The 15,142-nt window shown below is 57.7% G+C and carries 13 protein-coding genes; 6 read left to right on the top strand and 7 right to left on the bottom strand.

Translation table 11 applies throughout. The features are described from left to right. The first annotated feature begins 72 nt into the window (after window positions 1-72). The 6 genes from CYJ17_RS02370 to CYJ17_RS02345 all read left to right on the top strand — a co-directional run bounded on the left by CYJ17_RS02370 (window position 73) and on the right by CYJ17_RS02345 (window position 6,627). The gene (locus CYJ17_RS02370) at window positions 73-1,083 is read left to right on the top strand and encodes a LacI family DNA-binding transcriptional regulator (protein ID WP_087070139.1); all 1,011 of its coding nucleotides are present in this window, start codon (window positions 73-75) and stop codon (window positions 1,081-1,083) included. Window positions 1,084-1,270: 187 nt separating this feature from the next. Further along, the gene (locus CYJ17_RS02365) at window positions 1,271-1,636 is read left to right on the top strand and encodes an L-rhamnose mutarotase (protein WP_016442073.1); all 366 of its coding nucleotides are present in this window, start codon (window positions 1,271-1,273) and stop codon (window positions 1,634-1,636) included. 23 nt (window positions 1,637-1,659) lie between these two features. Further along, window positions 1,660-2,952 carry an MFS transporter gene (locus CYJ17_RS02360; protein WP_026428932.1) on the top strand — a complete coding sequence of 431 codons (1,293 nt, stop codon included), beginning with the start codon at window positions 1,660-1,662 and terminating at the stop codon, window positions 2,950-2,952. Window positions 2,953-2,985: 33 nt separating this feature from the next. After that, window positions 2,986-4,164 (top strand): L-rhamnose isomerase, encoded by a 1,179-nt coding sequence (rhaI, locus tag CYJ17_RS02355; RefSeq protein WP_087070140.1) that lies wholly within the window; start codon window positions 2,986-2,988, stop codon window positions 4,162-4,164. Between the two features lie 128 nt (window positions 4,165-4,292). After that, entirely contained in the window at window positions 4,293-5,792 is a 1,500-nt protein-coding gene (locus CYJ17_RS02350) for a rhamnulokinase (RefSeq protein ID WP_087070141.1), read from the top strand. Between the two features lie 16 nt (window positions 5,793-5,808). After that, window positions 5,809-6,627: a class II aldolase/adducin family protein gene (locus CYJ17_RS02345; protein ID WP_087070142.1), complete on the top strand. Its 819-nt coding sequence runs from the start codon at window positions 5,809-5,811 to the stop codon at window positions 6,625-6,627. A gap of 21 nt (window positions 6,628-6,648) precedes the next feature. Here the strand turns inward: CYJ17_RS02345 and CYJ17_RS02340 are convergent, their stop codons facing one another. The 7 genes from CYJ17_RS02340 to CYJ17_RS02310 all read right to left on the bottom strand — a co-directional run bounded on the left by CYJ17_RS02340 (window position 6,649) and on the right by CYJ17_RS02310 (window position 14,925). Next, on the bottom strand, window positions 6,649-8,031 hold the full coding sequence (locus CYJ17_RS02340; protein ID WP_234984435.1) for an MFS transporter: 1,383 nt from the start codon (window positions 8,029-8,031) through the stop codon (window positions 6,649-6,651). Between the two features lie 171 nt (window positions 8,032-8,202). Then, a complete protein-coding gene (locus CYJ17_RS02335; RefSeq protein WP_087070144.1) occupies window positions 8,203-9,618 on the bottom strand; it encodes an MFS transporter in 1,416 nt (471 codons plus the stop codon). Between the two features lie 29 nt (window positions 9,619-9,647). Beyond that, window positions 9,648-10,583, bottom strand: a complete 936-nt coding sequence (locus CYJ17_RS02330; protein ID WP_087070145.1) for a nucleoside hydrolase — start codon at window positions 10,581-10,583, stop codon at window positions 9,648-9,650. A gap of 196 nt (window positions 10,584-10,779) precedes the next feature. Beyond that, complete coding sequence (gene deoC, locus CYJ17_RS02325) at window positions 10,780-11,484, bottom strand: deoxyribose-phosphate aldolase (protein WP_087070146.1); 705 nt, start codon at window positions 11,482-11,484, stop codon at window positions 10,780-10,782. 23 nt (window positions 11,485-11,507) lie between these two features. Continuing rightward, a complete protein-coding gene (locus tag CYJ17_RS02320; RefSeq protein ID WP_087070147.1) occupies window positions 11,508-12,476 on the bottom strand; it encodes a ribokinase in 969 nt (322 codons plus the stop codon). Between the two features lie 193 nt (window positions 12,477-12,669). Beyond that, the gene (locus CYJ17_RS02315; RefSeq protein WP_087070148.1) at window positions 12,670-13,437 is read right to left on the bottom strand and encodes a GntR family transcriptional regulator; all 768 of its coding nucleotides are present in this window, start codon (window positions 13,435-13,437) and stop codon (window positions 12,670-12,672) included. Window positions 13,438-13,680: 243 nt separating this feature from the next. Beyond that, window positions 13,681-14,925, bottom strand: coding sequence for an ATP-binding protein (locus CYJ17_RS02310; RefSeq protein WP_234984436.1), 1,245 nt, complete (start codon window positions 14,923-14,925; stop codon window positions 13,681-13,683). Between the last annotated feature and the right edge of the window lie 217 nt (window positions 14,926-15,142).

The following is a 15,142-nucleotide window of genomic DNA, read 5'->3' as shown; positions in this document are numbered from 1 at the left end:
GTGGAAGGCGCCGCCCGTAAAGAAACTCGCCTAGGATGGCTAATATTACCGTTCCAATTCCGAGGAGGACACGTGACTCGACGTCCCAGTATCCGCGAGGTGTCACAATTAGCCGGGGTGTCATTAGGAACTGCCTCCAACGTTCTCAATCATCCGGAACGGGTTTCCGACCACACACGCAAAAAAGTCGAAGCAGCTATTGAGAAACTCGGTTTCATTCCCTCCGAAGCCGGGCGCCGCTTACGTAAAGTCGATTCCAAATTGGTGGGAGTCCTAGTTCTTGACGTCGCCAATCCATTTTTCGCCGCTGCCGCAAGCGCAATTGAAGCCCGTTTGGCAGAAGAATCATGTTTTCCCGTTATCGGCTCAACCGGGGGAGATCCTGATCGCGAGGCCGGCCTGCTTCGTCTCTTGCTCGGGCAAGAGGTTCGCGGAATTATTTTGACGCCATCTTCCGGTGCCGAAAAAAGCTTGCATCTGCTCGAGACTCGCAGAATACCCCTCGTTCTGCTTGATCATCCGGCTCTCAAGGACGGAATGAACGCGGTTTCAGTTGACGACACCAGGGGAGCTGAAATTGCCATTGAGCATCTTCGAAGCCTCGGCCACCACCACATTGGCTTTATCAACGGCTCAGCTAAAGTACGGCAAGCTCAGGCGCGACGAATCGGGGTGCGCCAGACCGTCATGAAATCCGATGACCTGCTGACCTTGGTGGAAATCAGCGCCGAGCGTTTTGATGCGGCAAGCGGGGAACGCGCCATGACGAAGCTCCTGTCCTCCCACCCGGAAGTTACCGCTGTTTTTTGCGCCAACGACTCCCTTGCCATCGGTGCAATGCGTGCTGCCAGGCGGCATCATCTTTCTATACCGCGCGATATGTCCATCATTGGCTTTGATGATATTGACGTTGCCCGTGAACTCATCACTCCGCTCACAACGGTTCGGCAGCCGATGGAGCAACTGGGAGAAACCGCAGCTCGCCTTCTTCTGGAGCAACCCGCTGAAGCTCGAGACATTGCTTTTATTCCTGAGCTGGTAGTTCGAGAATCGACGGCACCTCCGCGCCAGCCCGCTAATTGATACTCGAAAGTGGTGTTATTGCGCCCTTACTGCTCCCTTTCTTTGGGTAGCGCAGCCGCGCGAATAAGCAACCAAACTGCGTTTGCTCAGAAGCAAACAACGTTTGCCACTTGACGTTGAAACGTATCAAACGTAGTATTTCATTACGGATTGAAACCTTTCAATCCTTCAACGAAGGAGTTGACTTATGGTTAGCACCCCGACTGTTGACCAGATTTTGAATGACACGACGCAGAAGTCTGATTCAAGATGTGGCTTTGTTTTACGAGTCCGCGAAGACAAGTTGGATGAATACCTCCAAGCGCACTGCCATGTATGGGAAGAGATGCGCGACGCCTTGTCACGTTCCGGCTGGCGGAACTACTCACTCTTCGTCGATCCGGAAACCGCCGTCGTTTTTGGCTATTTCGAAGCTGATGACGTGTGGCAAGCGATGAACTGCATGGAGAACGAGGAGATTAACACCAAGTGGCAAGCCGAAATGGCCCAGTACTTTGTACAGCCCGACGGCGGCACGAACTACTTCTTGTCCCAGTATTTCTATCTTCAGTGACATCTGATTTCAACGGAGAGAACATGTCAAAAAAGCCATTAACCGGATGGAAGGCAACGATTGCCGTTTCCATGTCCAATTACATCGACTCAGGGTCCATTATTGCGATTGCAACCTCACTTGGTTTTTGGGGTGCCGCATACTTCCCTGATGACAACGGCAGAATCGCGGGATTGCTCGCTGCTTTCAGTTCCAATGCTTTCGGTGCCGCCATCGGTGCTCTTATTGGCGGACCGCTCTGTGACAAATACGGGCGAAAAGTTATCTACACCTACGACCTCCTCGTCTACGCGCTGGGTGGACTTATTGTGGTCTTCGCCGGTAACCTCCCGATGCTCTTCATAGGCTTCGTCATAATCGGACTCGCGGTAGGTGCATCAGTTCCAGCAGGATGGACATATATTGCGGAATTTGCGCCAACCGAGAGTAGAGGCAGACATATTGGGGCAACCCAATTGGCCTGGTCATTCGGACCGTTCATCGGTTTCGGTCTCGCGAGCGCCGTGACACCCCTGGGGTTGCTCGGGTCCCGACTCGTTTTCGCCCACCTCGTGGTTATCGCTCTAATTACCTGGTATATCCGCCGAAATCTGGAAGAATCGGAGGCTTGGCAGCAAGCCAAGGGTGGCTCCGAAACCAAACCGCCGTCGATGTTCCAGTCCTTCAAGGCACTGTTCTCCTGGAAGTGCAATATCCGCGCACTGGTCTTCCTCGCGGTTATCTACACCTGCTGGAACCAGGCCGCTTCGCAAAACGGTATTTTCCTCCCGACCATCCTCAATAGCGTTGGCTACGACCAGCTGGCCTCGAACCTCTTCTCTATGCTCTCGTGGGGCGTGGTCATCATCGGCACGGTCTTCTTCATGTACTTCGTGGACACGATGCCCTACCGCACCCACTTCTTTATCGGTGCCGTTCTGGCAATCGTTGCCTGGCTGATCCTCATCTTCGGTCCTTCCGATTCCGCCTTCACCGCTTTCGGTTACGCGATCATCTGGGGTATTTCGGCTGGTCCTTCCGCCCAGGCCTTCTACTCGGTGTGGGCACCGGAACTCTTCGCCACTCCGTACCGCGCCGGTGCGCAGGGAATCATCTTCTTCCTGGTGCGAGTCGCATCCGGCCTTATTTCCCTTATCTTCCCGGTCATCCTCCAGTGGGAGAACGGACTCATGATCGACGGACTGATCCTTATCGGATTCCTCTCGATTTCTCTCATTGTTGGCACCCTTGGTGCACCGAAGACCCAGGGCAAGTCGCTCGAGGACATCGAGATTGAGCGGTACGGGCGAGTTGTTTCAGCTGCGTCGTCGAAATAAAACCGCAAAGAAATATTGAGAAAGGAACAGACAATGGTGAAACTCAGTGATCTCAGCGCGAAGAACCGCGAGATCCTCGAACGTCAAGATGTTGAACTCCCCTCGTGGGCTTTCGGAAATTCCGGCACGCGTTTCCGTGTTTTCACAACGCCCGGCGTCCCGCGCGATCCCTTCGAGAAGGTCTCCGATGCGGCGCAGGTGAATGCCTATACTCACGCTGCCTCGAAAGTTTCCCTCCACATCCCGTGGGATCTCACCGATGATTACGATGCCTTGCGTAAGCATGCGGAGGACCTGGGTGTAACAATCGGGACGATTAACTCGAATGTTTTCCAGGACGAAGATTACAAGTTCGGCTCCTTGTGTAACGTAAACCCGAAGATCCGCCAGAAGGCCATCGATCATCACAAGCAATGCATCGATATTATGCGCAAGACCGGGTCGAAGGACCTGAAGATTTGGCTGGCTGATGGCACCAACTACCCCGGTCAAGATTCCATTCGGGAGCGTCAGGATCGGCTGGCGGAATCGCTTGCGGAGATTTACGCCGAACTCGATGACGATATGCGGCTGGTCCTGGAATACAAGTTCTTCGAGCCGGCTTTCTACCACACCGATGTTCCCGACTGGGGCACGTCGCTTGTTCAGTGCCAGGCGCTGGGCGAACGCGCCATGGTGGTTCTTGATACCGGCCACCATGCTCCCGGCACCAATATCGAATTCATCGTGGCCCAGCTGCTCCGAGTAGGACGCCTTGGTGCATTTGATTTCAATTCTCGGTTCTATGCCGACGACGACCTTATCGTCGGGGCTGCCGATCCGTTCCAGCTCTTCCGCATTCTCAATGAGATCGTCGCGGCCGGTGCCCTGGATGAAGGATCGCCCGTGAACTTCATGCTTGATCAGTGCCATAACTTGGAAGAAAAGATCCCGGCTGAAATCCGCTCCGTGACCAACGTGCAGGAAATGACCGCGAAGGCTCTGCTCGTGGATCGCGATGCTCTCAAGGAAAAGCAGGTAGCCGGGGATGTTCTCGGGGCGAATGACATTCTCATGGATGCCTTCTACACGGATGTGCGCGGCCTCCTGGGCGAATTGCGCGAGTCCCAAGGTATCGATCCGGATCCGATGCGGGCCTTTATGGAATCCGGCTATCTGGAGAAGATTCGGAAGGAACGGGTTGGCGGAACTCAGGCAAGCTGGGGCGCCTAATTCTCCCGCTTCCCTGCGGAGCCTCACTAACCATCCAGCGCTGAATTAGTGAAACTATTGAGCGCCAAACCAGCTTCGGGCCGAGCTCGTACGGGCCCGGCCCGAAGCTCCAATGAGGAATGTGGGTAATGAAAACTTTTGTTGCTATCGATTTAGGTGCTTCCTCCGGCAGAGTCATGACCGGCTCCATTGCTGACGGAAAACTAAAGTCGACAAGCGAAATCACTAGATTCCCAAACGGACCTATCTGTGTTCCAGGAGCCGACAGGAATAATCTTTTCTGGCCACTGCTCCAGGTGTGGGAGCATATTTGCGCCTCGCTCAAGACTTTACGCGAAACGCCTATCGAATCAATTGGCGTGGATAGCTGGGCGGTTGATTACGGCCTGCTCGGCGCGGAAGGCGGACTCATCAGTCCCCCCTTTAGCTATCGCGATAGCAGGACTCAGGGCGTTCCTGAAACACTGTATTCCCGCTACTCTGCAACGGATATTTACACCCATAACGGCCTGCAAAACATCGATATCAACACAATTTTCCAATTGCTCGCAGCTGCTCAAAGCGCAGACTATCGGCCGGCCGTAGAACAAGCAGAATCACTCCTGCTCCTGCCAGACCTCGTCAATTATTGGCTTACCGGAAAAAAATATGCGGAGATAACAAATGCTTCTTCAACGGGCTTCGTCAATCCCCGCACGAGGTCCTGGTCGCCCGAGATCACTGGCATATATGAGGAGATATCCGGCATTGATATCTCCGCGAAACTACCCGAACTCATCGAGCCCGGAACTCGAATCGGTGCTATTCGGCCTGAGATGTGCGATCTACGTACTCAGAACGGAGAAATCACTCCGGTGGTGGCGGTGGGTAGTCATGACACCGCGTCAGCGGTAGCAGCCGTGCCCGCTAGTGAACACAAAAACTTCGCTTTCATTTCGTGTGGGACGTGGTCATTGGCTGGACTTGAGTTAGATTCGCCGATTCTCAGTGAAGAATCGCGGCAAGCTAACTTCACTAATGAGCTCGGTGTTGATGGGACCATCCGCTATTTGAAGAACATTATGGGTATGTGGATCTTCAACGGTTGCGTGGCCCGATGGAGAGAAACCGATCCCAGCCTTTCGATTGCTCAGGTCATTTCCCTTGCGGCCGCAGCACCGTCCCTTCGCACGGTTATCGATGTCAATAACCCGATCTTCGCAACACCGGGAGATATGATCGCGCGAATTGATTGCCTGGCTGAAGCAAGTGGACAACCGCGCCCCCGGGATATTGGGGAATATGCCCGTTGCATCACCGATTCCCTAGCTCTTGCACATGCCCACACCATCGAGCAGGCTGCCCGCCTTGCGCAGGTGGATATAGATGTCATCCATATCGTCGGAGGAGGATCTCAGAACAAATTACTGTGTCAGCTAACTGCCGATGCGTGCGGACTTCCCGTCGTCGCAGGCCCCACGGAAGCAACGGCGCTTGGAAATCTTTTACTCCAGGCACGAACGGCTGGTTCGATATCGGATTCACTTACCTCGCTGCGTGAGGTTGTGCGTGCATCGACCGAACTCACCAGCTATACACCCCAGAACAATCACAGCGTTTGGCAAGAAGCCCGACGTCGAGTTTTCTAATAAGGATGGAGAGACCATGACTTCTCAATTAACTGTTGACGCCCTCCTGGAACAAATGGGAGTGACCGGACGTCGTCTTGACCACCTGCACGCCGCGGAAGCTGGCGCCGGAAATATCTCTATTTCCGTTGATTGGGATACCGATCTCGAATCAGTTTTCCCGGAGAAACAGGCCAACGTGAAGCTTCCCTGGAAGGTACCTGCTCTGGCGGGACGAACGGTGTTCGTGACCGGATCAGGATGCCGTTTACGTGAAGTAGCTGACGCACCCGAAAAGAATGTTTCGGCCTTCATTGTGGACGAAGGCGGGGAAACCGGTACCTGGTACACGCATCCGAACAAGGCGTATCAGCGCCCCACGAGCGAATTCAATTCGCATCTTGCAGTGCATAACGACCAGGTGGCTCAGCGCGGCGTGAGTTTCCAGGCTATTGTGCACGCGCAGCCTCCGTACCTCGTTGCCCTCTCACATATTCCCGAGACTCTGAACAACAAGGATTTCAATCGCATGATCTTCCGGTGGGAGCCGGAAACCATCGTTCAGGTTCCCGAAGGGATCGCCGTGCTCGAATTCATGGTTCCCGGTAGCGATGAACTTATGGAGAACAATGTGATCGGACTTCGCGATCATCGCATCGCACTCTGGGCCAAGCACGGAATTATGGTTCGTTCGGATTCCTCCGCGCTTTCTGCGGTCGATACCATCGAATACCTCGAAACCGGCGCCATGTACGAACACATGAACGCCGCAAGCGGTGGAAAGGGAACCGGCCTCAGTGATGACGAAATCCACCGGGTCGTATCCGCATTCAATGTGAAAACAGATATGTACTAAAAGGTACGAAATCCGAGAGCATTAGCTCTCTTCTTCCTCCCGGACGCTGGGCCGCGGCGGCGCGGGGATGTGCCGCTCATCCCGCGCGCCCTGGCTCAGCGTCCCGCTGAGGAGGAGCACCGTGATGCCGGCGAAAGGCACCACGCACAGGCCGGTGCGCAGCCCAAACGTATCGGCCACCATCCCCACAATCGGCGGAGACACCAGGAAACCGATGCGCATAAGCCAGGAAATCGCGGTCAGGCCCGTGCCCGGCTTGAGGCCAGGAAGTTCGTCGGCTTGCTGGATCGCGGCCGGCACCAGCGTGGCCGAACCAAAACCGGCCACCGCGAAACCGGCAATCGTGCCAAGCACGCTCGGGAACAGCAGCGCCAGCCCCATCCCCGCGGTAATGAGCGCCGCCCCGCCCTGGGCCACGGTGCGCCGCCCGAAGCGATCCACCAGCCCATCGCCCAGCAGCCGCCCCACAAATTGCGAGCCGACCAAACCCACATAACCCGCGGCAGCCAACCCGCCCGCAGCACCGAGCTGCCCCACATACAACGTCGCCCAACTCGACCCAGCGTCCTCAATCAGCCCGCCCATCGTGGCAATGAGCACCAGCGCACCCAGCATCGCCACGGTCCGAAGCGTGAGAGGCCCCGAAGTCCCGGACGACTCGCTTGACCCGGTGGGCTCGGCTTCTTGCGTGGCCGCATTAAGGGCCGACGACGACGCCACTTCCCCCGCATCGCCTGCCCCGCCACCAACGTGACCTGCAGAAGTACCGCTTGGCCCGGGGTCTGCGGCGTCGTTCCCAGGTAAACAGAAGCGCCGGGCCACCAACGCAACCACGGCCCACAGTATTCCGGACAGCACCATATGCGTGGGCACCGATAATCCGATCCCGATCGCGGCAGCGGACATGAGGCCGCCGCTCATCGCGCCCACGGACCAGGTGGCGTGGAAGGTGTTAATAATTGAGCGCCCGTAGTGGCGCTGGACCCGCAGGCCGTGCGCGTTTTGGCCAACGTCCGTGGCGGCATCGCAGGCGCCGCCGAGAAACATGCCGGCCGCGAAGAAGATTCCCGTGGGGCCCACGCCCGCCATAATAAGGCCGAGCGCGGTGAGCAGCGTGCCGGCCACCGCCACCGGCGCGGAACCGAATTTTCGGATGAGCGGCGCGGCAAATACACCTGCGATGATGCCGCCGGCCGGGAAGGCCGCGAGCGCGAGGCCGTACACGGCGTTGTCGAGCTCGTGGATCCGCTTGATTTCGGGGAAGCGTGGCACGATATTGGCGAAAATGGCGCCGTTGGTGAAGAAGAGCGCGCTCACCGCCAGGCGGGCATGGTGCAATTGGGTGGCGGTGTAGTGGCGTGAACTCGGCGGGCGCCGGCGCCGGGAAACGTGCTGCGTTGTCACAACTATCCTTTGCGTGCGGATCTTATGCATGCGGTGTTAACGCTTCCACCCTACCGAGAAAAGCGGGGCCGCGGGCTCGCTGCAACGTGCATAACTGCACGGCAGAAAAACCCGCGGGCAGCGCTCAGGAAGAACGCCACCCGCGGGTTTACTACCCGGCCGCAGCCCGGTTTAGATCTTCTGCCCTACTCGTGGCTTGAGCACAAATGCCGTTAGCAATCCGAGGATGGCTATCCCGACCGAGATGAGCACGGCTGTCCTGAATCCTTCGAAGGTTCCAACAAAGGGAGCGACGATGGAAATACCCAAACTCGCACCAATGCCGAAGGCTGCGCCGTTGAATCCTGGAAGTGAACCCGGAGCCTCTGGCGGAGCAAGGAGTACGCCAAGCCCATTTACCATTGTGAGAATCATGCCGTTGTAACTCACACCCAGCAGGAAGATCATGGCACAAACCACCCACCGCGAGTCGAGATACAAATAGATCACTACCATCGCGGCAATTGATATAGCCATGCCCACGCGAAGTACGGTGAGCCATCCGATTTTCCCTGCCAACCGTCCTGATATAGGCGCCGCAATGAGACCTACCATTGCCGGCGGCATGAGGAAAAGCAATGCGGCAGTACCCGCATCCAGCCCGTAACCAACGTCAGTACTCTGAGCAAAAATCGCGACCGTAAAGTTAATGACGGCGAATACTGAGGATAGCGCGAACAACGTGGTCAGAATCAACGGCCACACGTGGCGCGATCCGAGATGCTCCATCGCAAACAAGGGTGATTCGCTGCGGACCTCGATAATGTAGAAGGCTGCCGCTGACACCACAGTTCCGGCGAAGAAGCCAATAGCTGGAACGGAGAGCCAACCGTGCGATCCTCCGAATGTGACAAAATATGTCAGCATAATCAGTGTGATCGACATCGCTGCCGAACCGCCCCAATCCATTTTGCCGCTGCCTGCCCTCTCATGTTCAGTAGAAATTCCCCGATTGATAAGGATCGCAGCAAGCACTACCAAAACGGCAATGAGGATGAATAGAGACCGGAAGCCCCACTTCTCCACCATCACTCCACCGAGCCAGCCATCCAGCCCACCGACGCCACCGTTGATCGCAGTAATAAAACCCATCATCGTGCCGAAGGTCTTTGCGGTCACGGATTCACTCAGAATCATGTACGTCAGCTGGAATGTTGCACCCGAGGCACCCTGCAAAACGCGCCCGACCATAAATATTGTAAAGTTCGGTGCAACCGCGCAGATGATTGTGCCTACAAGTAAAACAAGCAGCACATAGATGAGCATCTTCTTCCTGCCAATAAAATCACTCCAGCGGGTAAGAACCACACCGGCAATTGATCCGGCAAGAAAGAACAGGGACGAGACTAAGCCAACAGTCGATTCACTGATCGCATAGCTCTCACCGATATTCGGCAAAGCCGGAGTGATCATGCTCGCGTTAAGTTGATAAGACAACACCGCCGTAATGAGCGTGACCATAAGCGCAAAAAGTGCTTTTCCTGAATACAGATCGGTACTTGGCGATACCGATGCGCCTTCGGCGGGTTTGTTCTCTCGTTCGTCCATGCTGACCTCACTTATTAGATGGATTGGCTCTACCTGAGCGAGTTCAAGATCGTCTGGAAGAATGCTTCCTGGTCGATCTCGTGGACAACACGGGCGTTAGGTTGCTTACCGGATCGATTGACAACATCGACAAACATGTATCCCCGCGTAAGTTCGGAATCAGCCTCAACATCGACGAAATATTCTTCGGCGCGAGTAATGATGTCCGGATTTACGGCGACGGCGGCCGCGAGAGAATCTGGATGCGTTGATCCCTCAACTCCGTGCGTCTTCTCTACGTATTTAACAGATACAGCATTTGCCTTCGTGAAGAATTCCGATTGCGGAGTCTTCAGATCCTCAATTTCTTTTAGCTGCTTACGGGAGAGCCGGCCTTGGCGCATCGTGAGATCCCAGGTCAAGATCGTTATCTTGAAACCAGCCTGGAGCACGAGCTTGGCAGCCTCAGGATCATGCCAGAAATTCGCTTCTGCTGCTGCGGTGACGTTACCCGGACCATACGGGCTCTGGCCACCCATGATGTACAAATGCTTGACCTTCTCCGGAAGAGAACGATCCATGGAAACAGCCGTGGCGATATTAGTCAGAGGAGCCTGCGCAACAATGCTGATCTCTCCCGGGTTCTCATTAATAATTCGGATGAGGGCATCCACGGCATGTTCGGATTCTGGTTGTTGCTGCGGGTCGGGGAAACCAACATCCCCAAAACCGTCTTTTCCGTGTACGTATGACGAATCGTCATGCGGGACAATCAGGGGCAACCTGCATCCCTTGTAGACCGGAACTTTGTAGTCAAGGTCTGCCACTTCGATGGTATAGAGGGCGTTTTTGACCATCTGATCGAATTCGATATTGCCGTAGTTGATAGTGACAGCTTCAACCCGAGTTTCCGGGTGACGCAGGCCAATCATGAGTGCAAAGGCATCATCTTGGGCAGTATCGGTGTCATGAATGAGTCGTATCATTTTATTTCTCCCTGTTTTACAACGTCGTAAGGGGGCGGACTGCGCATCATTGCGCAGGAATACAGATTTTTATCTGTATGGACAAGTGTATACAACTTGTTGCGAATCTACAATATGGGTGTTATGAGCAGAGTTCGAAGGTGTGTTGATTCCCGACAAACGCCGGTTCGAATTTCTTGGCAGCAGTCAACCTACACTAGTAACTTTCGTGGCCGTTTTCCCCGGTCACAATGGCAACCGAGTTCGAGGATCCCACCAGGGCCGCTCCGGCCCGGATCAACGATAGTGCGTGGTCAAAGGTGGAGATGCCGCCCGACCCCTTGATGAGAACGCCCGCGGGCGCCAGGCTTTTCAGGAATTTAATCGATTCAACGCTCGCCTTTTCCACCGAACCGGAAGACGCATTTTTGAGGTATTTCGCGCCGGCTTCCACGGAGAGTTCCACCGCGGCGCGGCGTTCGGCCTCGGTGAGGAGCGGCAGTTCGAGCATCACTTTAACGGGCACACCCGCGGCGACGACGCCGGCAATATCCTCGCGGAACTTGTCATATTCGCCGTCCTTGAGCCACCCGATCTGCACCCCGATATCAATTTGGGTGGCGCCGGCCTTCACCAGCGCTTCGGCTTCCGCGGCTTTCCCGGCCGAGGTCATCACCCCGGTGGTCGGGAAATCGAGCGCGGAGGCCACCTCGATCCCGGTACCTTCCAGCACCTTCGCGGTAATGGGCACCTGGGATCCGGCAACCATCGCCGCGTTGAATCCATATTCAATGGCCTGCTCCGCGTGCCGGATCGATTCGGCCCGCGTGGTTCCGATCTTAATGAGTGTGTGTTGAATATACGGGGCTAAATCGCGCGGATTCGTCATAGCTTCCGGCGCGATACGCGTGGGTTTTTCCATTATTTATCCTTCCGTTCGGATTGTTATGAGTTACGTGGAAGTACGACGGCGCAGCGTTCGGCACCGAAGCGGGTGTGAAGATCATCAATGCTGGGTATACCCGGCAGCACTCCTTCCGCTTCTACGGTAACAGAGCCAGCGCAATTCGCGAAGCGAGCCGCCTCCGCGGGCTTTGCCCCGCAGGTGAGGGCCGCCGCGAGCGCCGCGTTCGTAGCATCGCCAGCCCCGGTGGTATCCACAACAGCGCGGGGCGTCTCAGCTGGGATTTTCTGCGGCTGGCCCCCGCTTTCGCACACATAGCAGCCCTCCGCTCCGTGGGTGAGCACCACGGTGCACTCCAGGGCTTGGGCGATGCGGGCGGTTTTTTCTTGGGGCGGAAGGGCCGCGAGCGTGGTGGCGGCGTCGTCGTTCCCCAACATCTGCAAGAGAGCGAGCGCTTCCGTTTCGTTCGGCGTGATGACGTCGACCTGGCGTAACACGTGTTCGGGCAGGCGCGGCACCGGGGCCGGGTTGAGGATGACGCGCGCCCCGGCCGCGCGCCCGAAGGTAATCGCGCGCGCTACGCTAGGCGCGGGAATTTCGCAGGAAATAAGGACGGTATCCGCGCTTTCAAATATGGCGGCGTGCGCGCCGATATCTGCCGGGCTGAGCTGGTCTAAAACCCCGTTGGCGAGGATAATGCGATTTTCTCCGGTGGCGTCCGTGATAATCGCACCGACCATGGTGACGCCTTCTTTGGTGACGACGGCGGAGGCGTCCACGCCCTCGGCCGCCCACATCTCGCGCGCGGCGTGGGCGTACCAATCCGAGCCGACGGCGGTGAGTAAGCTAACCGGGATTCCCAGCCGAGCCACCCCGACTGCCTGGTTGGATGCTTTGCCGCCGTGTTCCTGGCTGAAGCGCGCCCCGGAGATGGTTTCTCCATCCGCGGGCGGGCGCTCGGTGAAAAATGACAGGCCGACGCCGTAGCCGCCGACAACAAGTATTCGCATTGCTCCCCCTTGAACTCGTGCGTTAAGGCGAGGGTAGCAGTGTGAACAAGTATATACAAGTAGGTACAGCTAGTGGACAGGTTTAGGACGGCGCGCGGGCGGCCGGCCGTGGGTTCGGGGGTGACCACGCGACAACGGGACGTGCCGCAACGGGACGCCCGCCGCAACGGGCACCCCGGAAAGCGCGCAGCCTTTACGACGGCAGCGGGGTGCGGTGCACGATGGAGTGAATCCGCAGGCGGTCCGGGCGGATCCAGATGCGCGAGGTTTCTACCGGGCGGTCGGAGGCGTCGTAGGTGACCTGTTTCATGTCGATGAGTGGGAAGCCGTGTGGAACGGCGAGGATGAGCGCGAGGTTGCGGTCGGCCCCGACGGCGGAGATGGTGCGGCTGCCGTGGGAGAGGGCGATGCCGAGGCCGTTTTCCAGGGTGCCGAAAAGGGAATTCGCCTCGTAATCCTGTTTGACGAGGACGGCGCGTTCCGCGCAGAGCGGGGGGAGGATCACCCAATTATCGAGGAGGGTGATGGAGCCTTCGGCATCGCCACGCATGCGGCGCAGGTGGAAAATATTGCCGTCTACTCCCAGAGCGGCGGCAATCGGGGGCGGGGCGGGGATAACTTCCTGGGCGAGCACCCGGGTGGTGTAGTCGATGCCGCGCTGCTCAAGTTCTTCGGCGAGGGTGGTGAGGGAGGAGGTGAGCGGGGAGCGCACAATATCGTGGGCGATGAAGGTGCCGCGCCCGCGCACCCGCACCAGCAGACCTTCGTCGATGAGCTGGTCCACGGCTTTGCGCAGGGTCCCCCGGGCCACATTGAGCTGTTCGGCGAGGGTGATTTCCATGGGGAGCTGGTCGCCGCGGCGCCACGCGCCGGTGCTCACTTGTTCACGCATCCAGGTGGCGAGCTGCCGAAAAATCGGAGTGGGGGCATTGCGGTCAAGGCCCGGGGACTCGGTGTGCATGGTTCCTCACCATCGCTTCCTGGACGTCTATGTTCGGATACATGTTCGGATCCGGGCTGCTTTGCCCGGCATCTCTAGGGTACCGCGCGGCCTGGGAGGGCGCTGGAAAGCGCCTGATGGTGGGCTGGCGGGGCGGGAGGCGCGGGTGGCACGCGCGCGAGGTGCGGGCGTACGTTTCCCGTCACCGCCACTATCGCTCAGGTGTGGGGTGCGAAGCGCGGCGCTCACGCCAGTCATGATCACTCAGGCGCCGAGGTTTCCGAAGGCCACCACGTGCACGCCATCGGGGCGGGTGTAACTCAGGCCTGATCCGGTCACCACCACGAGCAGCGGATCCGGACTTTTCACATACCGCTGCGCGAACCGCTGTAGATTCGCGGCTGCCCCATCAATAATGCTCGGGACCGAGCCGAGTTTTACTTCGACCAGCACCGTTCGCCCACCAATATCCAGGATGGCATCCACTTCCAGCCCATCAGCGCTGCGGCCATGATAAATATCGGTACGAGCCAGGTAGCGCAGATCGTGCACAACCTGGGATTCGAAAAGCTGCCCGAGAAACTCCAGGTCGTCCAGGAGTTCGCGCTCGCTCGCGTGCAATGCGGCAGCGGCAAGCGCCGGATCGGTCAGGTGGTGCTTGGGCGCTTCTCGGAGCGGAGCTGCGGAGCGAAGATGCGCGCGCCAGGCTGGCTGCGGCGTCGTAATAAAAATTCGCTGCAAAGAATCGAGGTAATCACGCACCGAATCGCGCGCCAGGCCGGTATCGCGCGCCAGGGCGCTGACGGACATTTCCGTTGCGGTTCCGCGCGCGAGGGAGGTGAGGAGGGCCGCGACGCGCTGCGGGTCGCGATATGTATTGTCCGGGATTCTAATGTCGACGGCGCAGACGGTCTCCAGATAATCACGATTATTAGCACGAGCTTGTTCCGTGTTGAGCTCAAGGTTGCCCGGCCAACCCCCGTGCGCGATGCGCTGGGCAATATCCGGGACGGTGAGGGATGAGGAGGCCGGAGTAATCGCAGCTCCGGGCGGTAATTGCACAAGCTCACGCAGGGAGACGGCGCTGTCGCTATGCCCGGTTTCCGCGAAGGTCATGGTCCCCATCACGAGGCGCGCGAACCGCCCCGCGCCGCTATGGCGGGCGGCGCCCTCGCCGGGAGCGGTGGAGCCAGTAAAAATGAACTGGCCCGGACGGTGGCGCCGATCAATTTCATGCCGGGCCAAATCCCATAGCACCGGGAAAACCTGCCATTCGTCCACGAGCCGCGGGGTATCGCCCTCAAGGACAAGCTGCGGGAGCACCGCCAATTGCTGTTCGAGCTGCGGATCGATATCCGCCTGGATCGCGCTCTTGGCATACCGGCGAGCCGTTTCCGTTTTCCCGCATCCCTTGGGCCCGGTCACGAGCACACCGCCGGCGCGCGCCAGGGCCTCCTCCAGCTCGCTATCGGCCAGCCGAGGGCGGTAGGAGATACTTTCCTGAGCCATATCGCCTGCTTTCATTTTCCCTGATATCTCGCGCTTTTGGGGCGGAGTCGTCAGTTCATGGACCATATAGTCGTCAGTTTATCGGAAATTGAGTCGTCAGTTTGTGGGGATTCCAGTCGTCAGTTTGTGGGCGATGCAGTAGACAGTTTGTAGCGCGCGAGCGACTTCGTTGAAGAAATTATTGATACGGAACTCTATCGGCAGGCGCGGGAGCAAG

It is taken from the genome of Actinotignum timonense (genome assembly GCF_002860685.3).
In the GTDB taxonomy this organism is placed as follows: Bacteria; Actinomycetota; Actinomycetes; order Actinomycetales; family Actinomycetaceae; genus Actinotignum; species Actinotignum timonense.
The sequence above is the reverse complement of the archived record's forward strand: the minus strand, read 5'-3'. Positions and strand labels throughout refer to the sequence as shown.

Excerpts from the sequence above, each read along its gene's own strand:
- CYJ17_RS02365 (WP_016442073.1), top strand. The coding sequence starts at position 1,271 with ATGGTTAGCACCCCGACTGTTGACCAGATTTTGAATGACACGACGCAG.
- deoC (WP_087070146.1), bottom strand. The coding sequence starts at position 11,484 with ATGGAAAAACCCACGCGTATCGCGCCGGAAGCTATGACGAATCCGCGC.
- CYJ17_RS02310 (WP_234984436.1), bottom strand. The coding sequence starts at position 14,925 with ATGGCTCAGGAAAGTATCTCCTACCGCCCTCGGCTGGCCGATAGCGAG.
- CYJ17_RS02345 (WP_087070142.1), top strand. The coding sequence starts at position 5,809 with ATGACTTCTCAATTAACTGTTGACGCCCTCCTGGAACAAATGGGAGTG.
- CYJ17_RS02330 (WP_087070145.1), bottom strand. The coding sequence starts at position 10,583 with ATGATACGACTCATTCATGACACCGATACTGCCCAAGATGATGCCTTT.
- CYJ17_RS02315 (WP_087070148.1), bottom strand. The coding sequence starts at position 13,437 with ATGCACACCGAGTCCCCGGGCCTTGACCGCAATGCCCCCACTCCGATT.
- CYJ17_RS02320 (WP_087070147.1), bottom strand. The coding sequence starts at position 12,476 with ATGCGAATACTTGTTGTCGGCGGCTACGGCGTCGGCCTGTCATTTTTC.
- CYJ17_RS02350 (WP_087070141.1), top strand. The coding sequence starts at position 4,293 with ATGAAAACTTTTGTTGCTATCGATTTAGGTGCTTCCTCCGGCAGAGTC.
- CYJ17_RS02335 (WP_087070144.1), bottom strand. The coding sequence starts at position 9,618 with ATGGACGAACGAGAGAACAAACCCGCCGAAGGCGCATCGGTATCGCCA.
- CYJ17_RS02360 (WP_026428932.1), top strand. The coding sequence starts at position 1,660 with ATGTCAAAAAAGCCATTAACCGGATGGAAGGCAACGATTGCCGTTTCC.
- rhaI (WP_087070140.1), top strand. The coding sequence starts at position 2,986 with ATGGTGAAACTCAGTGATCTCAGCGCGAAGAACCGCGAGATCCTCGAA.